The sequence below is a fragment of the Anaerovirgula multivorans genome, from assembly GCF_900188145.1.
Taxonomy (GTDB): domain Bacteria; phylum Bacillota; class Clostridia; order Peptostreptococcales; family Natronincolaceae; genus Anaerovirgula; species Anaerovirgula multivorans.
In genome coordinates this window covers 226,449-250,161 of sequence record NZ_FZOJ01000005.1, presented here as the reverse complement: position 1 = coordinate 250,161, position 23,713 = coordinate 226,449, and the positions used below count along the sequence as shown (strand labels likewise).

The following is a 23,713-nucleotide window of genomic DNA, read 5'->3' as shown; positions in this document are numbered from 1 at the left end:
CACCATGAATATATAGAATTTATATTGAAATTATTTACAACAGAAAAACAAATAGCAAAAGAAGAATTAGAAAAATACATGAATGAAATCAACGAAGATATATGTTTAGATTATGAAGAAAGACATAGGATCACCGATGAAGAGATAATTAAACTAATTGAAGAGGAATATGAAGTAAAAAAGGGTTTGTATCATTTATTGGGAAGACAAGAAAAGGATATGATACTGAAAAATCTAAAGGAAATAAACGAGGTATTACAATAAGACAACTTGCGAGAGTAACAGGGGTAAGCAAGTATATGGTTGAAAAAGTATAGCAGACAAGTCCCTGTCCCTTTGTCTGTTTTGACACAATCTACAGTAAAAATAAAGAAGATATAATAGACTTGTATAAACCCAATTCTATTACATCCTCTAATTAAGTTCCCAACATTCATTTTGCCATCAACAACTAATTTTTTGGCCCAAGGCCTCCCAATCACCTCTGGTAGCAACTGATTATCTGCCAATGCACTAAATTTAGCTTAATATTCCTGCCCAATATCCTAAAATACCTGTTGCAAATAATCCGAAAATTATAATCAATGGATTTATCTTTTTCTTTAATAATGTCATGCATGTAAATGTCATTAGAAGAGGAATCAATCCTGGAACTAATTGATCTAATATACTTTGTACAGTTGTAATAACTTCTGCACCATCAGGTCCAGTATAACGTGAAAGCTCATAAGGAATATTTACACTTGTCCATTTGGAAACGAGAGCCCCCATAACAAAAAGTCCTAATATTGAAGCACCTTCAGTAAGCTTTTTAAGTTTATTTCCTTTCATATCTGAAACAATTTGTGTTCCTTTTTGGTAACCATAATTTAATCCATACCATTTTGTCGCTAATCTTATTGCATTAAATGCTATAAAGAATATCAATGGTCCTAGTATACTTCCACTTAAAGCTATAGATGCTCCTAGTGCTGCTAGTACTGGTCTTGCAGTTCCCCAAAATATAGGATCTCCTACACCGGCTAAAGGCCCCATAAGTCCAACTTTAACGCCACTGATTGAAGCTTCATCTATGGGCATTCCTTGTGCTCTTTGTTCTTCCATAGCTGCAGTTATACCCATAATTGGTGAAGCTATAAAGGGCTGTGTATTGAAGAATTCTAAATGTCTTTTTAATGCAGCTTTTAATTCATCGCCTTTATATAATTTTTTCAATGCTGGAATTAATGATACACAAAATCCTACTGATTGCATTCTTTCAAAATTGAAGGATCCCAATAGAAACCATGATCTTATAAAAATCTTTTTCATATCGCTTTTATCTAATGTTTTAGTTGAAGTTACATGTACTTGCCTATTTGCATTTTCTTTCAATTTACTCTTACTCATTTTTACCACTCCTTATATACTATTCTAATTCAAGATCATCAGCTGCAACTGCTACAGCATTATACTTTGGTGACAATTGAATATAAAGTATAGCTAAAACAGCACCGATTATACCAAAACCTATTAGGTTGACCCCGGTAAATGCAGCAAAAACAAATCCTAAGAAGAAGAAAGGCATTATATTCTTAGATTGCATCATATTAATTACCATTGCATATCCAACTACAACTATAAATCCACCTGAAACCTGTAATCCTCTTGTGATTACTTCTGGAATAGAGGCAAGAAAGGAAGTTACCATGTCTGTTCCTGCCACTACTCCTACTAATGCAGCTGGAATGGCTACACGTAAACCTTGTAGGGATAATCCCAGGAAATGGCACATTTCTATTCCTCTTGTATTTCCTTCATTAGCATATTTATCAGATAAATGTTGAAAGAAAACAGTTATTGTTCTTACAAATATAGTTAAAACCTGCCCTGCTGCTGCAATTGGAATAGCTATTGCTATACCTGCTCCAATGGACTGTTTTCCTATTATTACAAGTATTGCTGAAATTACACTGGCTAAAGCTGCATCTGGCGCCATTGATGCTCCAACATTCATCCATCCTAATGCCATCATTTCTAGAGTACCACCAAGTATGATTCCTGTTTTAACATCTCCCAATACAATACCTACAAGTGTACATGCTACTAAAGGTCTATGGGTTTGTCCTTCATCAAGAACACTTCCCATACCAGATATTGCTGCAACAATTATTAGCAAGACTAATTGAATTCCGCTCATTATTATACTCCCCCTTATATATTAAATAAGTTTCAAACTATCTAATCTGCTCATTAAACTAACTTTATTTTCACTGGCTACTTGTCTTAATTCTAACTCTATACCCTTTTCGTTAAGGGTTTTAAATGCATCAATGTCTTCTTCACTTACAGAAACAGCACTTGTTATTTGAATTTTTCCCTCTTTATAACACATTCCGCCAACATTAACTGACTTAATAGGGACTCCAGCTTTAACCATTCTCACAACATCCTTAGGATTAGTAAATAAGAATAAGGTTTTAAAACTATCATATTTTGGATTTTTATAGGCGTCTATTGCCTTATCTATAGTCAACACATATGCTTTTATTTCAGGAGGAGCTACCTGCAATAATAATGTTTTTCTCAAATCATCTTTGGCAACCTCATCACTGCAAGCCATTATTCTATTGCATTTACTAGTTTTCGTCCAGATTGTTGCCACTTGACCATGTATTAATCTGTCATCTATTCTTACAAAACTAATTTCCATTTTATAAATCCTCCTCTTTTAAATCCTTCATGGTTTCTTTAAATGACTTTATTGTTGCTGCAGATGACGCTAAAGCTATTTTAACTAATTCATCTACAGAACTAAAATGATGCATTCCAAATAATTCTAAAGCAATAGGAAGATTAATCCCTGTTACTATATCCATATTTTTATCTTTTATAGCAATCCTACTGGCTGCATTATAAGGACTACCACCAAATAAATCTACAATAAATAAAACACCATCTTTACAATCAAGCTTTGAAATTATCTCTTCATATTTTACTACTAAGTCATCAACACTTTCTCCAGCATGAAAGGTTGCACATCCTATATTTGTTTGTTTTCCACAAATCATCTCTGCAGATTTTATAAGCTCCCTTGAAAAACTACCATGTGACCCAACAACAATTGCTGCCATATTTCTCCCTCCAAATTTTTAAACTATATTGACTTAAATAAAATATTTATATACTGCTTTTGCTACTCCATTTTCATTATTAGTTGCTGTAACATAGTCGCTTATTTTCTTTACTTCTTCTGGTGCATTTCCCATTGCTATGCCAACAGCTGCAAAAGTTATCATATCAACATCGTTATAATTATCACCTATAGCTATTACTTCTGATTGTTTTATATCTAATAATTTTAATAACTGTATAATCGCTTCTGTCTTACAAGCATCTTTATTCATAATTTCCAAATAAGTTGGTTTTGATGGATATATATTTATACAATCCTCAAATTTATCTTTAAGCATTTTATAAACTTTAAGATTTTCATCTTTATCACCAAGTATTAATATTTTATTAGGTCCAATGTTATCGTTTACATTAATTATCTGACTAAAGTTATTTATTTCTGGTTCAAATCCTACAATACTGCTTTCTATATCTGACCAACTATCTCTCCTTTCTATGATCCAACGATTATCCTTATAAAGGTTAATGCTTACATTGAACTCATTCACACACCTTAATATGTCATCTGTAACTTTTGAGTCAATTTGTCTGTTGAATATTATATTGCCATCCTTATCAAGAATTAGAGAGCCACTATAGCATATTATATATCCGTCAATACCTAATTCCTTTTGTAAAAATACAATACCTTTTGGCATTCTAGCTGAAACAAGAACCACATGTAGTTTTTTTTCACGTGCAACTTTTCTTATAGCCTCTTTTGTTTCTTTAGTAATTTGATGGTTTGAATTTAATAAGGTTCCATCAATATCTAAACATAGCATTTTGTAATTACACACATTTTCACCTCAGCTTTACATTAAATTTTTGTTCTTGTATTATTAAGCATTTATCATGCCAAATAGAGTATCAAAATTAAAATTAATTTTGAAACCCTCTATTGTACCCAATAAATTAGATTGTTTTTTAAAAATAATAAAATCTTTGATACACTAATCCTCTAGTGTATCAAAGATTTTTAATTTTAATACCAACCTATATCATTTCTACAATATAAAATATTTCACTATCACTAAGCTTAATATTCAACGACTTATAAATATACTCATTGGCTTTCCTTAAAACCTCTATTTTCCTATTATCCAGCAACTTATCGTTCTCTGTATATATTAATCCATTATTAATTACCATTCTCTCTAATGCACAACCAATATGTATTATTAGACTAATATACTTAGCCTTTTGGTATTTTATTTTTAATTCATCTTCTAGAATATCTACAAATTTAATTAATACACTTATAATTTTATATGGATTTAAGAAGGTTAAAAATTGTTTTAATGTATCAATACACAAATCTTTAGCTACAATATTATTGGTTAAACTTTGTCCAACTATGATTTCATGATTTTTTACTGCCTTAATTAACATATCTTCACCATTTCCTGCTATTAACTCCTCGATCGATATAAAAGTAGCATCTATATTAGGATTCATAATTCCAACTACTGCTATTATATTATATTTCTCCTCAATTATATTAAGTCTGCTATTAATATCATTAACGCCAATAGGTATTACTTCTATTGCTTCATCAATTACCTTAGCAATAACATTTTCCACAAGCTGTTTAAGCTTTTCAGCTGTGCCATCTCCAGTGGAACATACTGTTATTATAGCTTTCTTATTTTTTTCATTATTCTTAACTCTATCTATCACTGTGTATCCTTTAAAGTCTTTCAAGTATTCATATACACAATCTAAACTCATATCATATCTATTGCATTTTCGAACAGCCTCTAATACTAATGCTGTAGATACCATATCTATACTTTTTACTTCTATACCTGTTTTCTCCGCTACAATACTTCCAAGCTTAACTAAAGAACCCATATCAACAAGAAACAATACGCCCTTTCCTGTATTAATTGCTTTTACTTTTTCTATAATTTGTTCTAAAACCTGATTTGGACTTGCTTCTAAGGGCATATCAATAGCCTCAACTATACCTTCACCTAATAATTTTTTAGTTACATCTACCATACTGCTGGCGGTACTTAATCCATGTGTTACAACCAATACTGCTACATGTTGTAAATTTTGCTCTTCATTTATTGTGCTTATTAGAAGAGTTAAATAAATAACTTCCATCTCTGGAACTTCTATACCATATTTTTCCTCTATCATATTCTTTATTTCTATTGATACCTTAAATTCATTTGGATTATCCTTGATTACATCTTCAATATCAACATATCTTAAAGATTTATTATTTTTTACCCTATTCAAAAATGCACTTATGTGCAAACTTAATGCACATAAAAGCCTGTTGCTAAACTTTCTTTTAAGTCTATTTTCTACTAACTCTTTTACCTTATCGGCAAACTCAACTATATCCATATCTACAATTTTTAATATTTTTTTCTTACTGGATTCATTGTCTATAAATTTATCATAGAAGCTTTTTATATGAATATGTATATCAGTTGTTATATACTGTTTTATAAAATCGTCATCTACACCTTCACATTTTAGTATATTAGATTTATCTTCTATAATTTTATATAAATTAAATGGTGGTTCATATCGATCTTCTTCTATCAAATTTAAATATCCACCTGGCATAATAACCAGCTTTGAATCTAAGTATGTTGATAATTCCTCTATGTCCTTTCTTTTGCTTAACAAAGTAAATAAGCCATTTTTTATTTCTGAAGGCAAGGTATTAAACTTTATTTCTATCTCATCTTTATTATCTATACTATTTAAAAATCCCTTTGCACAAACAAGTTGTATATTAGATTTCATTTGACCAACATTTCCATATGAGGCACTTCCTATTAAAGCTTTTACCGAATCTGCTTCTAATAAAATTTTTTTATTAACTCTATATGCTTCATTGCATAATAAAAATTTAACTATTTCTAGCCTATCCTTTACTGGCCTCTCATCTAAAGGTGGAATATTTATTATAATAGGAATCCTTCTTACAAATGTTTTTAATAAAGCTGATCCAGGCTCCTCAGTAGTTGCACCTATTAAAAGGACATTTGTCTTTCTTTTTCTATTAGTCTCTCCCAATTTGTTAAATGTTCCTGTATCCATAAAATAAAAAATCATCTCTTGCCCTTCTGGAGGAAGTCTATGAATTTCATCTAAGAATAATATTCCATTATTAGCCTTTTCAACTAACCCAGCCTTTTCTTCATCTGCTCCAGTAAATGCACCTTTAATATGACCAAATATTTGAGAAATCAATAGTTGCGGATTATTGTAATAATCCGCACAGTTAAATACTATAAATGGAGCCTCTTTATCTAACACACCAGAAAACTTGGCATAATTATGCATCATACTTGCAAACAAAGTTTTACCTACACCAGTTTGTCCTACAATCAATGTGTGCAAACCGTTTGGTGGATATAACATGGCAGCCTTTGCTTGCTCAATTTGATTTTTAAGTCCACTATTAACTCCAATAAGAAGATCAAATGGATCCTTTGAATCCTTTGATTTATTTGTTTTCCTATCTTTGCAACTATTATTATCTTTAACTATATCGTTAAGATCATCGATCTCCAAACAATTCAACTCTAATTGATATCCAATAATTTCTTCGATTATTGACCTATCTAAAAATAAAACTGGTCTACCTTTTACTTTTATAATTTTATTTTGTTTTAACAATATATTTAATTCCTTACTAACGTTATTACGTAAGATATTTAGTGTTTGAGAAATATCAGAAGCACTAAATCCAACTTTGCCTTTTAAATCCTCCAACGTAAGCTTAGCAGAATTTTCATAAACATACTTACATATTTTATCAATCCTCTTCATATTATCCCATCCCCCATTTTATACTCTGAAACTCAATTAAATATATAATGTATCATGCAAATTCATAAGTACATATTTTACCCCTAAACATTTAACCGTTTCATCTTATCCTTTTTCTCTTTAATTTTTTCAAGATAATTTGCTTATATTCCTTCATAAATTTAAAATTTCTCACAAATTTTCAATCACAAAATTTGATAAAAATGCACCCGCCTCTTCGGTAGATATATCCAATTATTTGGGAACAAAGGGAATGGAGATCATCTTCGTCGATATTATCCGCATTTATGGAATAAAGTAAATAATTACCTTGATACTATTTGGGATACAATTATACAGTTGATTGAAGAAGGAATAAAAAAATAAGAACTTAAAAAAGTGGATACCGTTATACTCAAGTTAATGCTGAATGAAACTTTAAAAAAGTTTTTAAATTATGAATTCATTGGTAAAAATCAAGTCAGCTTTGAACAGACAGGGGGACAGGAACTTGTCCGGTAGATGGAATATGATATAATCTAGCAGATATGGTATCATATTCCAAGATAGGCACGAAAAAAAAGTAAAACAAGGATATATCATATAATTACAAGAGGAACTAACCGTAAAAACATATTTGAAGATAACGAGACTGCATCAAATTCATTAAAAGAATACTGGGAATTAAAGAAAAAAGTGAAATTAAGCTTTATGGATACTGCTTAATGAGAAACCATGTACACTTACTATTATGTGAAGGTATGGAATCATTATCTCTGACGAAGTAAAGAATATACTCTAGTTTTGTATATTGGTATAATCTTCAATTTTTAAATTAATCCCGTTTAAAACTTGTTCATCCTTGTAGGAGAAAGTGACGTTCCGGAGCTCGATGTCTGAACCGCCAATGATAGCAAAACACCGGAATATCCCTATATTTTGGGCTTTTTTGAACACTACAAATTTGTTTTTATAAATTTATTTACAATAAGCCATAATCATAGGGAAACAGAAGAAATTTAAAGTCGTTATAATATCCATTTCTTATTAATATTGTTTAAGCTTATAATAAATAGCAATACAGTAAATCCAATCAATGCAACTATATCAACCCATATATTCATTAACCCTGCATTAAGCAAGGCTCCATTTAATACATCTGCTCCATATGTGAGAGGAAGGATATATGAAAATGGTTGTAAAAGAACAGGTAAATCTTTTACTGGTATGAACAACCCACATAAAAAAAGCATAGGGAACCGGAAAAAGTTAGAAAATGTCTGTGCTTCAAATACTTCTTTGGCAGAAGTAGCAATCAACAATCCCAACAGGGTTGAAGTCACGGCAATAGGAAGAACACCTATCAAAACAATCATCCAGTTAACATTTGAAAGATCAATAACAAAGGAAGAAAGTATAACAGGTATGAAGGCATTGATAATACCAAAAAGTATTGCGCCGGAGGTTTTAGCAAGCACCATTATTTTAAGGCTAACCGGTGCAAGCAGCAACCTGTCAAAGGAACGCCCTTTACGTTCAAAAGTAATAGTGACGGCCAGCATGGAAGTCGTTCCAAATAGTATACTCATTGCCATAACGCCAGGAAGAATTTCATTTATTTCAATTGCTTGCTGGGATCGAATAAAAAACATCAGCGTCCATGCCAAAGGGAAAATCAATCCCCAACTGATATTGGGTGCTTTTAGATAATAATTCTGCATGTCCTTTTTTAATATGTTCCAAAAAGCAATCCATGTTTTCATTTGCGGCCACCTTCCTTTTCCTTTACCAACTTTTTCGCTTCAATCCCTGTTATCTTCACAAAAACATCCTCCAGAGAAGGATGCACACTTTTTGCTTCATAAACAGAAAGCCCCTTTTCCTCAAAAAAACGTACGAGCGGCAGGATAGGAAACGGTTGCGGGGCACGACAAATACAAATACCATCTTGCTCTTCAAAATCATAATCGGGGAAACACTTCTTAAGTTCGTCGTCGACCGCTACTGCACTTCCGTCAAAGGTAAAGTGCACGATGTACTCGGCCTGCGAACTCTCCAGCAGTTCATTCACCGACGCTATTTTAACAATCTGCCCTTCTACGATAAAAGCAATTCGGTCGCACAGTCGTTGTGCGTCCTCAATATAATGTGTAGTTAAGAAAACCGTTGTTCCACATCGTTTAAGTCCAGTAATTAGTTCACGAATCTGTTTTGCACTCTCCACGTCGATACCTGTAGTTGGTTCGTCCATGAAAAGGATCTTAGGCTCGTGGATAATCCCGGCGGCAATGGTGAGCTTACGTTTCATCCCCTTGGAAAATGCTTTAAAAGGACGATTTCCGGCTTTTTCTAAACCAAATTCCAAAAGTAATTCACGTGCCTTTTCTTCTCTTTGCATTTTTCTCATGCCGTAAAGAGAAGCACAAAAACAGAGGTTTTCAAAACCATTCATATCATCATACAGGTTGCTCTCGTCAGGCACAATCCCCATAACGCGCTGTGCTAATTTAGTATTTTTTACACAGTCTATCCCTGCAAGAGTTATGAAACCGGAGGTCGGCCTTGCGAGGCCGGTAATCATATTGATGGTAGTTGTTTTGCCTGCGCCATTCGGCCCTAGAAATCCGAAAATTTCACCTTCTTCAACCGAAAAGTCGACATGCTTAACTGCTGCAAAATCATTGTATTTTTTTGATAAGTTCGTTACCTCTAAAATGTGCAATTAAATCGCTCCTCTCATCTCAAACAAAAAACAAAGCAATTATTCAATGCACCGAAAGATAACCGCTTTGTTTTTTTGTAATGTTACTTTTTCTCTGATTCGCTGGGATGCTCTTTCGTGTTGCCGTGACACTTTTTGATTAGTTCTTCACTGCATTTTTCATCTGCGGGTCTCAGTTCAGGATGTTCGCATTTGTCTTTTTTATTAGTTTCGCACATGGTTTACACCTCCATTTCGTTATTGTATTTCACCGCTGGAAATACAAATAAACTAATTTGATTTAGTATTAACTTAATTAAATTATATGTAACTTATTTAGTTTTGTCAAGATGCATCAGGAAAGTTTTCTTACATATTATCATCTAGAAGATCACCATTACGAAGAATCTCCCTATATCTTATCAAAACATTGTCGATTTCAGTCAGCCGAATCAAACATCTTTTTTCATCTGATGTAGTTTCAATAACCTTCTGAATACCACCATTTTTGATAACTATTCTTTTATTTCCCATTAAAGCAAGAAGAGGATCATGTGTAGCGATGAGTACGATTTTATTTTGCCCAACCAAAAGCTCCAGCGCTTTGTTTCTGTGAATCCCGGCATTTTCAATTTCATCAATCAACACAATAGGGGATGTGCTTAAGAAGGCAGTATCGGCCACCATCAAGGCTCTGGACTGTCCACCGCTTAAGGAAGTAAGCGGCGTATTTAAGTCAAATCTTTCACCGGACAACTCATTTGCATGAAATATGATTTCTCGTGTTTTATCTTCAGTATCATCAATCATTCTACTTTGCGCATGCAGTTTTATAAAATCTCCAACGCAAATATCCATGACAAAATTCATATTCTGAGATAATTGGGCCACCAGCCTGTGTTCAACTGAAAAACGCCAATCTCTCGGCGGGACGGACCCATCGATCAGTATTTGTCTTTTAGTGGGCGTATCCCTTTGCGCCATCCACTCGATATCAGCGAGAAGTCTGCTTTTGCCTGAGCCCGTAGGACCAACAATGCAGATTATTTCCCCCATGCTAATCTTCAACTCAATTTCTTCAAGCTTTTCATTTTTACCTCTACCACCCAAAATAGTGATATCACGGATACTGAAAGTGCGTTCTTCTCCGATATCCTTCATACGACTCATAAAAGCACGAAACCGCTTAAGTAAATCTTCTTGATTCAGACCCATATCTTCCAAAAATACATAAGGGAGTGAAGTGATATAGTCTTTGACAGTATTATTTACGTCATCAATAGGCAAACCATTAATATTGAAAAACTCCATGGAGTACGGGTATATTCTTAACAAGTCTTCTATAATCAAATTCTCCAATGAAACCGAATCCTTCATTCAAATCACTTCCTTTCAACCTAATCTAACTTCATCTTTCTTATATTCCCTTTTTGTTTATCCATCCCAATCTGCGTTTCACCAAGACAGTATGAACAAAGAGCAGATGGCATACTTATTCTCAGTTCCTTTCCTTTCAATGTTTCAACCTGTGTGGCATTCTCTATTAGTACCGCTAACTCACTAGCTCCTTGACCTGTAATCCCGTTGACGTGTAATATAATTCCATCCGGATTGGCCTGTCTGATTTTTAATGCAAATATCTCTCTTTCTGCCTGTGAAACAATATCTCCCTTTGTAATCACAATAATATCTGCCATTTTGAGCATAGGACCGATTTTTTTGGGCGTATTGATGCCCATTAGGTTATCTATGACACATACGGCCGTACATCCTTTAATATGGGGTGAACAGCGATTGCATAGTCCTGCACTTTCACTGATTAAAATATCATAGGAGTGCCTGATACCCCAATTAAGACAATCATCGATGTTGCTAACAAAAAAATGGTCAGGGCACATACTACCTGATATACCAACTCTACTGTCAATATTCTGCGCAGCATACAGTTTATCGTCATCGGTTACTAAACAGTCAAATTTCAATACTCCAATTTTAAAATGCTTGTCCTTTAATTCCTCCATTGCTTTTAAAATAACAGAAGTTTTTCCGGATGAAGGTGGTCCGGAAAACGTAATGAATTTCATAAAAACCTCACCTTTCAAATCATAATATATTAAAGCCTCCTTTCTTTTCCTTTCTTATACAAAAGCAATAGGAAGAAAGGCGCTCCCAATACCGATGTAATAATACCCACCGATAATTCAACCGGCTGAAAAATTGTCCTGGCAACGGTATCTGATAAAATAAGCAAAATAGCTCCCAGTATTGCCGATAGTGGTACAAGATAGCGATGATCGTTACCAATTAAAAGTCTTGCTGAATGGGGAGCAATTAGACCTACAAAACCGATAGTTCCTGTCACGCTCACAGCACTGCCCGCTAATACAGCTGCAGTAATCATAATGACAATCCTATATAAACGGATTGGTAGACCGACACTGCTGGCAACTTCATCGCCTAATCCAAAAAGATTAACTTTCGGACTGATAAACAGGGCTGCTGCCAAGGCAACAAGACTATAAGGCCAGATAGTATTTACTGCCGTCCAGCTTCGGCCTGAAAGACTACCAAGCAACCAAGAATAGGTTATTTCCAATACATCACTATTGATCATCATCAATGCGGAACTTACCGCGTTTAGAAGGTTGGACACCGCAATACCGGCTAAAACGATATGAACAGTACTAGAACTTCCCGAAGCTGTAGAAAGCATGTAAATTAACAATACTGCCAACAAAGCTCCAATAAAAGAAACCAAAGGTATCATTCCGATTTTTCCGGGCAATATGGTCATAATAATCACAGCGGCTAACCCGGCTCCCGCGTTAACACCAATAATATTGGGAGAAGCCATTGGATTACGTAAAATACCCTGCAACAAAACACCCGCAACCGCCAAATTCATTCCAACAAATACCCCTGTAAAAACTCTGGGCATTCGCACGTTGAAAATTATTTGATTAACCAGGCTTCCCTGCAGGTCACCTTTCAACATACTGATTATTTCATGTACAGAAAATTGTATGGTCCCGGTCACTATGCTCAAGAAAACTATGAATACAAGGATGACCGCCGCTATCAATATAACTGTTAATCGGTATGCTTTCAGATGAGTAGGTTTTTTTTCAATTTTATTCAACAGATATACCTCCTCATCAAAGTACATTTTTGAAATTGTTTAAATAGTAGAAAATATTGCTCTGCTAATAAATTTGTGCTTTTAAATAATGTGGAACGAGGGGAAAAGACAGTCCCATCGTTCCACAGATACTTTTAAACGGTGTTTATTTATCGTTTAATAATGTCCAGTTCGGGTTCATATACCGCTTCGGCATTTACATTAGTATATGATACCAGTGAAAGCAAATCGATACCTTCTTCTCTGATTTTATATTCCTCAATTCACCTTAAAATTAAGGCTGTTGGCTGATTTTCAATATTGTTTCTGCAGTTGTTTTCAGCATGGTTTCTGCAGATGATCTGAATGGATTCACCTTGAACGGTAAAATTGTGATTTTATCATTTTTAACTGCATCCAAGCCAGCCCATTTTTGATCGTTTTTAAATTTTTTAAGCACTGCCTTATTATTTTCAGGATCATTACTTGGTGCTAAGATTAAAACAAGATCAGGATTATTTGCCAGAATACTTTCAATATCAAATGGTACCCAGTTTTCTTTACCGGAAGATGGCAGGTTTTCAGGCACAATATTTTCAATACCAAGAAGCGTAAGTACTGATCCATATCCGGTAGTTGTTTGTGCGGCAGTGATGGTATCACCATCCTGGATAAGGATTGCAGTTTTAATGTCGGTTTGCTCAGATATTTGTTGTTTTAACTCTTCTGCGATGGAAGTAATATGTTCAATATACGCTTGGGCCGCTTCCTGTTTGTCTAATAAATCACCTAAAGAAGTATTTACATCAATTAAAGGGTTCTTGCCAACAGAATCCGGGTTAAAATAGTAAACTGTTGCCCCGGTATTCTCCAATTCTTTAACAAGATTATTCTGTTTTCTTGCATGAGCAATAATCAAATCCGGCTGCAACTTATAAACAGCCTCGATGTTAATATTACCAGCAGCTCCAACTGACGGCAGTTCGACACCTTCCTGCCTTATCTTGTACTCTTCAACCTTTCCGACAGGAGTAATCCCCAGATTAAAAAGTGCTTCCATGGTATTGCCATTTAAGGCCAATATTCTTTGGGGATTTTCCGGGATCGTTACCTCCCGTCCGAGGTCGTCCTTAACCGTGTTTTTTGTTTGCATATCTGTTTGATGACCATCCGACGAAGTTGTAGACTGGGGATGGGAACTGTCGCCGCATCCGACAAGTGCAATTACCAATACCAAAACTATTGCCAGTACAACTGTGATTTTTTTCCGTTTCATTTTTATTCCTCCTCACATATGCATATTTTATTTTCCAATCTCAACCCATTTACCGCTGCTTGTGTCTCCATCCGTCATAATTCGATAATTAGATAGTCCGGATTTCTGCACCATGGCTTCAAATTCTTCAAGGCTTGGCCTTTTCTCTTTTCTTTCAATTAGCCCTTGTTTGAGAGTCTCCTGTAATCTGATCCGCATGGTTTCAGGAAGATATCTTCCCAGTCCGCCGCCGACTACCGCAACCCCGCCCGGCTTTAAAATCCTATGAATTTCCCGCAGTCCTTTTTCCGGCTCTTTCCAGAACCAAATGGAACCTCTGCTCATTATAAAGTCGGCAAAGTTGTCATCCATAGGAAGTGCTTGGACATCGGCATTGATGAAATCTGCCTCGTTGTCAACGTCCAGCGCTTCAAAATTCTTTTTTGCCAAATCCAAGGATTCCTGACTGATGTCCAGGAAAACAATTTTCATATTGGTGATCTTGGCCATTTCCATTCCCAGCCACCCGGGACCCACGCCAATGTCCACGGCAATCCCTTCTCTGAGATTATAGTCATCTACAAATTGTTGGATCAGGAGTGGGTACATGGGCTGTAACTTTGAATAATTATCTGACTTAATCATTTTGTTTTCCCCTTTCTTTACACAGAAAATTTGTCAAACTCGGAAACTGCTTTTGTATAGGCATCCCAACCTTGCCAGTTTGTCAATTGCTGGTTATATGCAATCGTGTCACACATTGGAATATCCTTACGTGTCGGCCAGGTTCCCTGCTCACTCAGGTAATTTTGCATTTCCTCGCCCATCAGCAGATCGGCAATAATTTTAAGTTTTTCATCAGCACCTTTTTTCCACACAAGAACCTGTGGTAAAAGAACAAATCCTTCTTGGGGATAATTAATCGAAATACTTCTGCTTTCTGCCATTAGAGCAAATGATAAATTAGTCATGCCCATATCATATTCTCCTGAAGCAACCGACTTAATGACATTCGTCGGAGAGCCTTCATATACGGCTCTTTTTTCAAATTCAGGAAATTGTTCCGGAAATTCATGTTTTAAATAGGCTCCTACCGCTCTGCTTAAGGGTTTATCTCGTTCAGGAAATATAATTTTAAATTTTTCATTAAAGAGATCAGTCCAAGAGTGTTTCAATTCCTCCTCCTTTATTTTTTTCGTGTTATAGAACATAGCCAGAGGGACTACAAATAGGGGATAAAACAATCCATGAGGATCTGTCAGCATGTTTAATTCTTCTCTTACTGGGTTTTCATTTGCATACCGGCCTGCCAAATCTGAAAGTAAGCCGCTTTCTACTCTGTTTCTTAAAGTGGCAAATTCAGAGGCGTGGGTTACCATCAAGTCGGGAACAATTCCTTTTTCAATAGAAGGCCCTAGCCATTCCTCGCTGCAATCCAAAGAATATTCGGGATCATGTGGTGTGTAGAGCGCAATTTTATCACCGATGTTTTTTTCCAGGTCGGGTAGATTATTCTTTAAATAATCCAGCATACGACCTCTTAAGTTAACTGGAGTGTGAATCATAATACGTATCAAATCTGATCATCCTCTTTCTTTATTTTATTTGTAAGTTTTCAAGCGGAGTGTCCATTGAACCGTCATGTACACCCGCCGGAACAACTACATTGCGGCAACATCTTTTAAACTTGCAAATATGTGCATATACCCCATACACATCTTTAATAGCCTGTTCTGTAATCACCTGCTCGCTGCCCCCAGCCTTATAAACGTGTCCATTTTTCAGAAGATATACAGAATCGGATATCTCAATAGCGTGGTTGATGTCATGAAAAACCGCAACAACGGTTTTTTGGAAATTGTCTTTCAAATCTTTTATCGTTCTAAGCAGCTCGCATTGGTACTTCAAATCCATATATGTAACCGGTTCGTCCAATAGAATAATCGGCGTGTCCTGAGCGAGCACCATGGCAATCCAAGCACGCTGTTTTTCTCCCCCAGACAGCATTTCTGCCAGTCGGTGCGTCAGATGGCCGATTTGCATGTAGTCGATAGCCCATGCTATTTTCTCCTGATCTTCCTTGGTATTTACCCAGCCGGAGCGGTGGTAGGGGGCTCTACCCATAGAAACCAGTTCGTACACTGTCACGCCTTGCAATCGCTCATGAGATTGCGGAAGGAAGGCTACTTTTCTGGCAATTTCCTTTGCTCCCAATGTTTCTATGGGCCTGTCAAACAAAAACACCGAACTTCTTTTTACAGGAATCAAGCCGCATAAACAGCGCAGCAGTGTTGACTTTCCCGAACCATTCGGGCCAATCAGTGAAATAACTTGCCCTTTTTCGGCTATAAAATTTACATTGTCCAAAATATTTTGTTTACCGTAGTTAAAACTAAGGTTTTTTGTAACTAACATAACAATTCACCAGCCTTTTAATTATAGTTAGAATATACTAACTTATATTTAAGTAAAGAGAATAAGTTGATATTGATACTCATTATCGATAAGCGAATAAAAAAAAGTCTCTCTGCGTAGCATAAGTGCTTATATTCACAAATGTTAGTATCGTCTAACTTATGCTCCAAAAAAACAATCTCTTGTTACACCGATTTACAGGAATCAAACCTCATAAGCCCAATAGAAGTATTGACTTTCCCCCGAATCGTTTGAACCTAATCAGTGAAATAACTTGCCTCTTTTTCAGTTGTAAATTTTATACTGCCCATAATATTTTGTTTACCATAGTTAAAATTAAGATTTTCTGCAACTAACACTTTAATTCACCAACCTATCAGTTAGAATGTTCTAACTTGTTGCCTTAATTAATCCTTCTGCACTGAAGGATTAATTAAGAGGGATATTGATATTGAAATTCATTATCAACAAAACAAAAAAATTTAACAAGTGTCCGCCTCATTAGCAATTGTTAGGATAATCTAACTTATGTTTAAAAAATTTTATCTTTTGTTACACTGACATTGGCATTCACATTCACCAGTTTGTTCGCGTTGACATCCACCGTTATATGATTTTGATGCAATTTCAATTATTTTTTCACCAACCTGCTTCAAAAGAGACCGATTTACAACGTAATGTGTATAGTAGCCTCTTTTTTCTCCCGTAACCAAGCCAATTTTTCTTAGCACCTGAAGATGCTGAGAGACAGCCGGTTTAGATATATTAAGCTGTTTTGCTAAACCTCCAACGCATAGGTCGTAGTTTAATAGTATATTTATGATTTTAAATCTAGATTCGTCTGATATTGTTTTTAATACCTCATAATATTGTTCCATCTCCATTTTTATGCCCCTTTCGGGATAAGTCGCTACTTAAATAAAATATACTATACTTAATTAAGATTGTCAATAACTTATCCAAATAATTGTACAATTATATAAGTTGTTTTATCTAAGCTTTTGCTCAAAAGTTATATCTGGTACAGAATGATATTTATGTGCAGGATTATTACAAAATATCATTGCACTTTCCCTAATTGCACCCCAAAACCCAAAAAGAGATATGACAGTATTATATCACACTGTCATATCTCAATTATAGGTATTTGTCAAGATTTTTCAAATATTTTTGTGTTAATTGTTTGTGCAGGCGCAGTGTGGTTGCACCGTCATAATTATTGATTTGAATTTAGAAGATTATAGTGTTTTAATATAAGTAGATTGTATTCTAGTGGAAAATTATATTCCAAACAATCCAAATTCAGAAGAAAAAATCTGGATGTAAAAGAATAACACCAACATAAAGGTTCAATAATTTTTAATAAGGAGATTACATAAGAATATGGATATTGATAAAAAATTTAAAATATTACAACCTAAGTATTATAGCAAGTTTCAGTGTGATCCAATCACATGTCATGAAACCTGTTGTGAACGATGGAAAATAATCGTCGATAAAAGCACCTATGAGAAATATATTCACAGTGAAAATGTGATCATTAAAGAAATTGTAAAAACAGGAATTTCTATAAACAAAACATCAATCAATGACGACGATTTTGCAATTATTAATCTAAATAACGAAATGGTATGTCCGTTTTTAGGTCAGAATGATCTTTGTCAAATATTCATCAATATGGGTGAGAGCAGCTTGTCAAAAACATGTAAGAGTTACCCTCGAGCAACCATCTTAGTAAACGATGTAATAGAACGCGGATTAGAAATGTCTTGTTCGGTCGCTACTGAACTGGCCTTGCTAAATGAAAATGGCATCGAATTCGAGTGGGTTATGGATACTGTAAAGTGGAATGACATTTATATAGGTTCACCTACCATTGAGGATTTTAAGCAAATAGAAATCGTAAAAGAAATCAGAACAGCGCTTATTGACCTCTTACAAACTCGAACAATTGAGTTAAGTGAAAGGGTGGCAACTGTAGGTTGCTTCTTGAATAAAGTTGTAGGGAACATTGATTTTTCAAGTCTTCATTACGAAGAAGTACTATCTAGAATTAAAGAGGCAAGTGATACCCTTAAGCTACGAGAATTTAAAACCGCAAAAAATAAACATCAACTTCAGAACAGACAGCAGTTTCATCATTTAAATACTATACTTTCAATGAAGTTTAAAGAGGGCGACAGTATCAGATTTTTTTCGAAGCGATACATAGAGTGTTTAATGCAAGTCCTAGACGTCTTCGCAGGTGTGAAAGATAAGGAGTTGGAAAAGTACTATAATAGCAACTATGAAAAATATCTAAAGCCTTATTTAGATAAAAAATCCTATATCTTAGAAAACTTTCTTGTGAATTATGTTTTTACTTACAGTAACGAAATATTCAAATTGAATGATATATGGACTTGGTATTTGAAATTATGCATTGTTTACGGCTTGTTGAAGTTTAACTTAGTTGGACTAGCAACCTATAATAAAGGAATGAATGATGATTTGATGCTTAAACTGATTCAGTCGTTATCAAAAACCATTATTCCTGATAAGACGTATTTGGAGTTGGTTATTAAATACTTAGAAGAAGAAAAACTAATTGAGCATACTAAATTAATGACACTTATTGGAACGGAAAAGTTACAAAAAAAAAAGAAAGAATTAAGTATTCTTAATTCTTTCTGTCTCTATGAGTTCAGCTTCTATTCATTAATTTGCTAGTTTTTTACCAAGTTCCTTACAATCTCCTAATTCATCATCTCCAGGAGTCAGATTCACAATGAGTCCTGACTCTACAAGGTTTGCACCATATTGCTTCATTCTTTCTTCCCAATCCCTCATCCATTCTCCATCTCCCCAATCATAGGATCCAAAAAGGGCTACAGATTTATCAGTCAACTCTGAACTCTTAAGGGAGGTTACAAAAGGCTCCATTTCCTCCTCCTCTAGAATCTCAGCTCCCATGGAAGGGCATCCTAAAGCTACAGCATTTGCATTAAAAACATCCTCAGGTTTAGCATCACTAACATTTAACAGCTTTACTTCTGCTCCCTCTCCCTTTGCTCCCTCTGCTATAGCTTGAGCCATCATTTCTGTATTTCCTGTTCCACTCCAGTAAATAATTGTTACCTTTTTCATAATGCTATATCCTCCTTTATTATTGAAAAATCACTTATTACAATTAATCCTATAACACTTTATATAATATAAAATCTTTTTAAAGATTAAGCAGACTGTATAATTTCCTGTAGCCCTCTTGTTTGTAACATATTTTTTATTTGCTTTTTAGCATCTTGTATCTTTCTGTGTTTCTCATCCGATAATCTTGGATCACCATAAACTCTCCACCCATTGGTTTTAGTTAGTCTAAGAGAAGGATGTCCTATAAATCCAATTACATCCTTTAGGGGATATCCTAAAAACACACCAATTTCATGTGGGGTTTCTCCCCTTTTCATTTTTTCAACTATATAATCTAAGTAGGTATGTATCTCATATTCTTGTGGATAATGGAGAGTTTTTAGAAATTTGAGATTTACGAACTCTCTTAATGTATAATCTAAGGATTCAAGATTATAAAAGAATATTTTACTGCATCCATTATTTATATCAAACTCTGCAAAATTTACTTTTGAACTCCTATTAATGATTGCCTTAACTTCTTCTTTTCTCCTTATGCTTACTCTATCTTTGCCAGGAAAACTCATAATTTCCGATGGTTTTACTCCTAATAGTACTGGACCTAGAAGTTCAACAACCCATCTAATAAATTCATCATTACTATTCCCATTTAGGCAATAGCAACTCTTAGAATTGGTCTCCATTCTATCTCCCCCTGTCTAAAATCTTTTATGAATTTTATAACCAATAAACAAAATCCCAATAAAATACACTTAAATTTAAAATTAGATATTGACTTTCATTCTCATTTTAATCATAAAAATTTTTATCCTCTTCTTTATCTTTAGAGTCCTTGATACTAACTTATTGCATTTTATTTAATTTACATCCACTACAGTTATTTAGCTGTTTTACCAAGTCACTACAGGCTCTTCTGGAGAAAACACATGGAATCTTATTTTGTTTAGCCTTTTCCTTTACAATTTGTGTTATATTGTGCTCAATAAAATCATAAAAAACTATAATCATATCAGTTTCTGTGGGAATTTCAAAATTACGCATCCCTTTTTTTCTTCCTGTCCAATGGGTATAGTCTTTTATGCCATATTCTGTTAATGTATGTGGTATATTTCCCAATCGATCCGCTCCGATTAATAATGCCTTCATATATATGACCTCCTTATGTATTTTTATAATGATAATGATAATTATTATCATTATCATATCCTATTATTATCTTCTTGTCAATAACTTGCCACAATTTTTAACATTTAAAAAATATCTTTTATTTATGATAATTTATATTAAGGTAGAATTTATTCAGAAGCAAATTATAGAAAATCTCCTAGAAAATTAAGAATATTTGATATCCAAGTACGTAGTCTAATTTAAATAATCAATCAGACCACTATTTTCTTCTCATTTTGCATTGAAAGTTTTTACAAGTTTCGCATTGATGAAGGATTTGATTTTTTTCCTCCCAATCAGTAGTCGTATAAATCAAACCAATAGATTTTAGAGGTTCAAAAGTATAGCTCTCATTAATTTGTATCTCTAGCCCTTCTAAATTTAACTTCTCCCATATATGTTTTTGGTAATGAAAAGGAATTTCTTCATCTCCTGGAGATATCCTATCTTTTAATGATAGTCCAAGTTCTTTTGCCTTGCTACATATTGTTTTATATGCTTTCTCTGTCATATAAAATAATAACTCATTAGTCATTGTATCTAAAATCAATGCCTCTAGATAATTACCTTCAGTAAATAGTTCTTCACTTTTTTTTGAGATATCTTCTCCCAAGGTTACAAAATTATATATTAGTACATTGCTATCTTTTAATTCCTCTAATCCTACTGCTTTTATGTTGTCATGAAATTCAAATAATATCATTGGTGTAATGATATTATCAATTATTTCTAACATTTCTTCATATATACGATTCACCTCTTGGTAAACAGGACTATCCTCTTTGCAATCTATTGCATGAAAAACTCTAGCTTTATCTATTATAAAAGAAAAATCTTTCATGATCGTCCTATGTCTATTCATGTGACCATCCCCCTATTTCCTGCAATTTCCTTCAAAATATTTATTCTAAGTATACCACTTTTCCCCAATACAAAAAAACAGATTTCCATTATTCAATGAAAATCTGCCGATCCTACTCTATCTTAATTTCTTAGCTTCCTCTACTAAAGCTGCTTCTCAAATAATGTACCGTGATGGTTTAAATCTTCTCCCTTTACTAAACGTGCTCCTTTATAGGACTTTATGTTATTTCCTCCTTTGATGGTCTATGAAATTGACATATGTGTTTTATTATATAATCTATATACTTAATATTTCAATAGTTGTTGTAAAATATTATGATATTTTTAGAAGCGATTCCTTCCTCAACTAAGATTTCAATCCTACTACCTAATTCATAGAAATCCTCTCCCAATCTTACTAGCTCTCTTAGGCAATCTCTTTTTATTTCATCCACCTCCGCTTGTGTTTCTCCCTTCTCGATCACCGAAGTTAAAATAAGCCCTTCAATATATGCTTGACATTCCCTAAGCCTATATAGTATTAGATTGGAGCAATTAGACAAGTCTATAGGGCAAAGTACCTTGCGTAGTTTTCCCGTGTGTTCTTTTTCTCTTTCTTGAAACTTTCTGTAACCCATTTCATGTTTTCTTAATAAAATAAATATAGAGTGTATATTTTAATGTAAACCAGTAGGAGGTGCATCGTGTGATTGACTATTTATCTCAATATAGCATTATTTATATTGGATTAATCGCCAGCTTAGCTGCAGGATTATGTACGGGACTTGGTGCTCTACCAATATTTTTCACAAAAGATGTTTCTCACAAAACATTAGATACTATGTTGGGATTTGCTGCTGGGGTTATGTTGTCAGCCACATCCTTTAGTTTAATTGTGCCTGCAATTGAGTATGCAGGAGAAGGCATAATAGGAGCAAGAGTCGCAGTGATTGGTATTCTTGCAGGAGGAATTTTTTTAGATTTAATGGATCAACATGCTCCTCATAGTCATATTCTTAAACTTTCAAAGAATGGAGAAAAGAATAATTTGACAAGAGTTTGGCTCTTTGTTATTGCTATTACCCTTCACAACTTTCCTGAAGGTCTTGCAGTAGGTGTCGGTTTTGGTAATGGAGATGTTGGCAACGGTTTAGCAATAGCTATCGCCATTGGTCTTCAAAATATACCAGAAGGTTTAGCGGTAGCTTTAGCCCTAATTAGAGAAAAGTATTCTGCAACAAAAGCTTTCCTCATCGCCCTTGCCAGTGGCTTGGTTGAGCCTATTGGAGGCGTCATTGGAGTTGGTTTAGTTCATGTTGCAACCCCTATTCTTCCCTACGCTCTTACCTTTGCAGCAGGTGCTATGCTTTATGTTATTTGTGACGAAATTATACCAGAAACCCAAAAACATGGATATGAAAGATATGCAACCTATGGTTTGTTAATCGGTTTTGTATTAATGATGTTCTTGGATATTAGTTTAGGATAAAATGAAAGTAGTAAAGACACCAATATCTCTAAATAATATTGGTGTCTTTACACAAACTTATCGTATCTATTCTTTTGATAAACCTTTAAATATCATATCTATAGCAGGAGTAGGGTCTATATCTTCCGCCCTCATTTTACCAAAATAAATCTGCCTCGTATAACTCTGATTAATTGCACCTATAATAGCTATGGCAGCAATTTCACTATTTAAATCCTCTCTTAACTCTCCATTTCCCATACCTTCTTTTATTATTTTTAAAACAAAATTATGCACTTTACTTTGTTCTTCCCTTACCCATTGTTTCATATTTCCAGATAGCATATCAAGTTTAGTCACAGTAGTTTCCGTCATATCTATATGGTATTGAAGGAACTTGCCATGGTAAGCTGCAAAAGCAATCAATTTTTCTCTAACAGTATTTTCCTTTACACTAATTTCTTCAGCTCCTTGTATATATCTTTCTATAATGTATATAATCATTTGCTGAAACAAATCCTTTTTACTATCAAAGTATTCATAAATAGTGCCCTTACCAATTCCAGCTTTTTTTGCTATTTCTTCTATTTTTGCTTCATGGAATCCATTTCTAGTGAAAACCTTAAATGCAGCTTGCATAATTTCAAGTTCTCTTTTTTCTCTTGCTGATGCTTTCATCTAAGC

General features: G+C 34.2%; 26 protein-coding genes. 3 read left to right on the top strand and 23 right to left on the bottom strand.

Annotation, left to right across the window (positions count from 1 at the left end):
- Window positions 1–24: 24 nt before the first annotated feature.
- A complete protein-coding gene (locus tag CHB72_RS07415; protein ID WP_089282240.1) occupies window positions 25–264 on the top strand; it encodes a hypothetical protein in 240 nt (79 codons plus the stop codon).
- Between the two features lie 255 nt (window positions 265–519).
- Here CHB72_RS07415 and manZ read toward each other — a convergent pair whose 3' ends face one another.
- From manZ to CHB72_RS07335, 17 genes are all read right to left on the bottom strand, one after another.
- Window positions 520–1,389 carry a PTS mannose transporter subunit IID gene (gene manZ, locus CHB72_RS07410; RefSeq protein WP_089282239.1) on the bottom strand — a complete coding sequence of 290 codons (870 nt, stop codon included), beginning with the start codon at window positions 1,387–1,389 and terminating at the stop codon, window positions 520–522.
- A gap of 19 nt (window positions 1,390–1,408) precedes the next feature.
- Window positions 1,409–2,179 (bottom strand): PTS mannose/fructose/sorbose transporter subunit IIC, encoded by a 771-nt coding sequence (locus tag CHB72_RS07405; RefSeq protein WP_089282238.1) that lies wholly within the window; start codon window positions 2,177–2,179, stop codon window positions 1,409–1,411.
- Between the two features lie 21 nt (window positions 2,180–2,200).
- Entirely contained in the window at window positions 2,201–2,692 is a 492-nt protein-coding gene (locus CHB72_RS07400) for a PTS system mannose/fructose/N-acetylgalactosamine-transporter subunit IIB (RefSeq protein ID WP_089282237.1), read from the bottom strand.
- Window position 2,693: 1 nt separating this feature from the next.
- Entirely contained in the window at window positions 2,694–3,113 is a 420-nt protein-coding gene (locus tag CHB72_RS07395; protein ID WP_089282236.1) for a PTS sugar transporter subunit IIA, read from the bottom strand.
- A 33-nt stretch (window positions 3,114–3,146) separates the two neighbouring features.
- Entirely contained in the window at window positions 3,147–3,953 is an 807-nt protein-coding gene (locus CHB72_RS07390; protein WP_089282235.1) for a Cof-type HAD-IIB family hydrolase, read from the bottom strand.
- Window positions 3,954–4,149: 196 nt separating this feature from the next.
- Window positions 4,150–6,954 (bottom strand): sigma 54-interacting transcriptional regulator, encoded by a 2,805-nt coding sequence (locus tag CHB72_RS07385; RefSeq protein WP_089282234.1) that lies wholly within the window; start codon window positions 6,952–6,954, stop codon window positions 4,150–4,152.
- A gap of 1,007 nt (window positions 6,955–7,961) precedes the next feature.
- Entirely contained in the window at window positions 7,962–8,696 is a 735-nt protein-coding gene (locus CHB72_RS07380; RefSeq protein ID WP_089282233.1) for an ABC transporter permease, read from the bottom strand.
- A complete protein-coding gene (locus CHB72_RS07375; protein ID WP_089282232.1) occupies window positions 8,693–9,655 on the bottom strand; it encodes an ABC transporter ATP-binding protein in 963 nt (320 codons plus the stop codon). Before CHB72_RS07375 ends, CHB72_RS07380 begins: the two co-directional genes overlap by 4 nt.
- A gap of 83 nt (window positions 9,656–9,738) precedes the next feature.
- On the bottom strand, window positions 9,739–9,873 hold the full coding sequence (locus tag CHB72_RS27710) for a hypothetical protein (RefSeq protein WP_278277815.1): 135 nt from the start codon (window positions 9,871–9,873) through the stop codon (window positions 9,739–9,741).
- Window positions 9,874–10,003: 130 nt separating this feature from the next.
- Window positions 10,004–11,011 carry an ATP-binding cassette domain-containing protein gene (locus CHB72_RS07370; protein ID WP_089282231.1) on the bottom strand — a complete coding sequence of 336 codons (1,008 nt, stop codon included), beginning with the start codon at window positions 11,009–11,011 and terminating at the stop codon, window positions 10,004–10,006.
- A 20-nt stretch (window positions 11,012–11,031) separates the two neighbouring features.
- Complete coding sequence (locus CHB72_RS07365; RefSeq protein ID WP_089282260.1) at window positions 11,032–11,718, bottom strand: GTP-binding protein; 687 nt, start codon at window positions 11,716–11,718, stop codon at window positions 11,032–11,034.
- A gap of 29 nt (window positions 11,719–11,747) precedes the next feature.
- Window positions 11,748–12,773 (bottom strand): FecCD family ABC transporter permease, encoded by a 1,026-nt coding sequence (locus CHB72_RS07360; RefSeq protein WP_207652514.1) that lies wholly within the window; start codon window positions 12,771–12,773, stop codon window positions 11,748–11,750.
- Between the two features lie 274 nt (window positions 12,774–13,047).
- Window positions 13,048–14,028: an ABC transporter substrate-binding protein gene (locus tag CHB72_RS07355; protein WP_089282229.1), complete on the bottom strand. Its 981-nt coding sequence runs from the start codon at window positions 14,026–14,028 to the stop codon at window positions 13,048–13,050.
- 27 nt (window positions 14,029–14,055) lie between these two features.
- On the bottom strand, window positions 14,056–14,652 hold the full coding sequence (locus CHB72_RS07350) for a class I SAM-dependent methyltransferase (RefSeq protein ID WP_089282228.1): 597 nt from the start codon (window positions 14,650–14,652) through the stop codon (window positions 14,056–14,058).
- 17 nt (window positions 14,653–14,669) lie between these two features.
- A complete protein-coding gene (locus tag CHB72_RS07345) occupies window positions 14,670–15,584 on the bottom strand; it encodes an ABC transporter substrate-binding protein (protein WP_089282227.1) in 915 nt (304 codons plus the stop codon).
- 19 nt (window positions 15,585–15,603) lie between these two features.
- Window positions 15,604–16,422 carry an ABC transporter ATP-binding protein gene (locus CHB72_RS07340; RefSeq protein ID WP_089282226.1) on the bottom strand — a complete coding sequence of 273 codons (819 nt, stop codon included), beginning with the start codon at window positions 16,420–16,422 and terminating at the stop codon, window positions 15,604–15,606.
- A gap of 542 nt (window positions 16,423–16,964) precedes the next feature.
- Entirely contained in the window at window positions 16,965–17,306 is a 342-nt protein-coding gene (locus tag CHB72_RS07335) for an ArsR/SmtB family transcription factor (RefSeq protein ID WP_242975065.1), read from the bottom strand.
- A gap of 499 nt (window positions 17,307–17,805) precedes the next feature.
- Here CHB72_RS07335 and fliB point away from each other — a divergent pair, with 499 nt between their 5' ends.
- A complete protein-coding gene (gene fliB, locus CHB72_RS07330; RefSeq protein ID WP_089282225.1) occupies window positions 17,806–19,131 on the top strand; it encodes a flagellin lysine-N-methylase in 1,326 nt (441 codons plus the stop codon).
- Here the strand turns inward: fliB and CHB72_RS07325 are convergent.
- The 5 genes from CHB72_RS07325 to CHB72_RS07305 form a co-directional block, all read right to left on the bottom strand.
- On the bottom strand, window positions 19,120–19,548 hold the full coding sequence (locus tag CHB72_RS07325) for a flavodoxin (protein ID WP_089282224.1): 429 nt from the start codon (window positions 19,546–19,548) through the stop codon (window positions 19,120–19,122). The genes fliB and CHB72_RS07325 overlap by 12 nt on opposite strands.
- Before the next feature lie 86 nt (window positions 19,549–19,634).
- The gene (locus CHB72_RS07320; protein WP_089282223.1) at window positions 19,635–20,234 is read right to left on the bottom strand and encodes a DUF3793 family protein; all 600 of its coding nucleotides are present in this window, start codon (window positions 20,232–20,234) and stop codon (window positions 19,635–19,637) included.
- Window positions 20,235–20,394: 160 nt separating this feature from the next.
- Window positions 20,395–20,697, bottom strand: coding sequence for a DUF2325 domain-containing protein (locus tag CHB72_RS07315; protein ID WP_089282222.1), 303 nt, complete (start codon window positions 20,695–20,697; stop codon window positions 20,395–20,397).
- A gap of 241 nt (window positions 20,698–20,938) precedes the next feature.
- Window positions 20,939–21,580 carry a hypothetical protein gene (locus CHB72_RS07310; RefSeq protein ID WP_089282221.1) on the bottom strand — a complete coding sequence of 214 codons (642 nt, stop codon included), beginning with the start codon at window positions 21,578–21,580 and terminating at the stop codon, window positions 20,939–20,941.
- Window positions 21,581–21,875: 295 nt separating this feature from the next.
- Window positions 21,876–22,199, bottom strand: a complete 324-nt coding sequence (locus tag CHB72_RS07305; RefSeq protein ID WP_089282220.1) for a hypothetical protein — start codon at window positions 22,197–22,199, stop codon at window positions 21,876–21,878.
- Window positions 22,200–22,267: 68 nt separating this feature from the next.
- Between CHB72_RS07305 and CHB72_RS07300 the strand changes: the two genes are divergently transcribed.
- Entirely contained in the window at window positions 22,268–23,050 is a 783-nt protein-coding gene (locus tag CHB72_RS07300; protein ID WP_089282219.1) for a ZIP family metal transporter, read from the top strand.
- A gap of 66 nt (window positions 23,051–23,116) precedes the next feature.
- On the opposite strand, the gene CHB72_RS07295 is transcribed toward CHB72_RS07300, so the two are convergent.
- Window positions 23,117–23,707, bottom strand: a complete 591-nt coding sequence (locus CHB72_RS07295) for a TetR/AcrR family transcriptional regulator (protein ID WP_089282218.1) — start codon at window positions 23,705–23,707, stop codon at window positions 23,117–23,119.
- Window positions 23,708–23,713: the final 6 nt, after the last annotated feature.

What these genes read in the sequence shown, in the direction of transcription:
- manZ (WP_089282239.1), bottom strand. Translation starts at nt 1,389, where the DNA reads ATGAGTAAGAGTAAATTGAAAGAAAATGCAAATAGGCAAGTACATGTA.
- CHB72_RS07405 (WP_089282238.1), bottom strand. Translation starts at nt 2,179, where the DNA reads ATGAGCGGAATTCAATTAGTCTTGCTAATAATTGTTGCAGCAATATCT.
- CHB72_RS07400 (WP_089282237.1), bottom strand. Translation starts at nt 2,692, where the DNA reads ATGGAAATTAGTTTTGTAAGAATAGATGACAGATTAATACATGGTCAA.
- CHB72_RS07395 (WP_089282236.1), bottom strand. Translation starts at nt 3,113, where the DNA reads ATGGCAGCAATTGTTGTTGGGTCACATGGTAGTTTTTCAAGGGAGCTT.
- CHB72_RS07385 (WP_089282234.1), bottom strand. Translation starts at nt 6,954, where the DNA reads ATGAAGAGGATTGATAAAATATGTAAGTATGTTTATGAAAATTCTGCT.
- CHB72_RS07380 (WP_089282233.1), bottom strand. Translation starts at nt 8,696, where the DNA reads ATGAAAACATGGATTGCTTTTTGGAACATATTAAAAAAGGACATGCAG.
- CHB72_RS27710 (WP_278277815.1), bottom strand. Translation starts at nt 9,873, where the DNA reads ATGTGCGAAACTAATAAAAAAGACAAATGCGAACATCCTGAACTGAGA.
- CHB72_RS07370 (WP_089282231.1), bottom strand. Translation starts at nt 11,011, where the DNA reads ATGAAGGATTCGGTTTCATTGGAGAATTTGATTATAGAAGACTTGTTA.
- CHB72_RS07365 (WP_089282260.1), bottom strand. Translation starts at nt 11,718, where the DNA reads ATGAAATTCATTACGTTTTCCGGACCACCTTCATCCGGAAAAACTTCT.
- CHB72_RS07355 (WP_089282229.1), bottom strand. Translation starts at nt 14,028, where the DNA reads ATGAAACGGAAAAAAATCACAGTTGTACTGGCAATAGTTTTGGTATTG.
- CHB72_RS07350 (WP_089282228.1), bottom strand. Translation starts at nt 14,652, where the DNA reads ATGATTAAGTCAGATAATTATTCAAAGTTACAGCCCATGTACCCACTC.
- CHB72_RS07340 (WP_089282226.1), bottom strand. Translation starts at nt 16,422, where the DNA reads ATGTTAGTTACAAAAAACCTTAGTTTTAACTACGGTAAACAAAATATT.
- CHB72_RS07335 (WP_242975065.1), bottom strand. Translation starts at nt 17,306, where the DNA reads ATGGAGATGGAACAATATTATGAGGTATTAAAAACAATATCAGACGAA.
- fliB (WP_089282225.1), top strand. Translation starts at nt 17,806, where the DNA reads ATGGATATTGATAAAAAATTTAAAATATTACAACCTAAGTATTATAGC.
- CHB72_RS07325 (WP_089282224.1), bottom strand. Translation starts at nt 19,548, where the DNA reads ATGAAAAAGGTAACAATTATTTACTGGAGTGGAACAGGAAATACAGAA.
- CHB72_RS07320 (WP_089282223.1), bottom strand. Translation starts at nt 20,234, where the DNA reads ATGGAGACCAATTCTAAGAGTTGCTATTGCCTAAATGGGAATAGTAAT.
- CHB72_RS07315 (WP_089282222.1), bottom strand. Translation starts at nt 20,697, where the DNA reads ATGAAGGCATTATTAATCGGAGCGGATCGATTGGGAAATATACCACAT.
- CHB72_RS07310 (WP_089282221.1), bottom strand. Translation starts at nt 21,580, where the DNA reads ATGAATAGACATAGGACGATCATGAAAGATTTTTCTTTTATAATAGAT.
- CHB72_RS07305 (WP_089282220.1), bottom strand. Translation starts at nt 22,199, where the DNA reads ATGGGTTACAGAAAGTTTCAAGAAAGAGAAAAAGAACACACGGGAAAA.
- CHB72_RS07295 (WP_089282218.1), bottom strand. Translation starts at nt 23,707, where the DNA reads ATGAAAGCATCAGCAAGAGAAAAAAGAGAACTTGAAATTATGCAAGCT.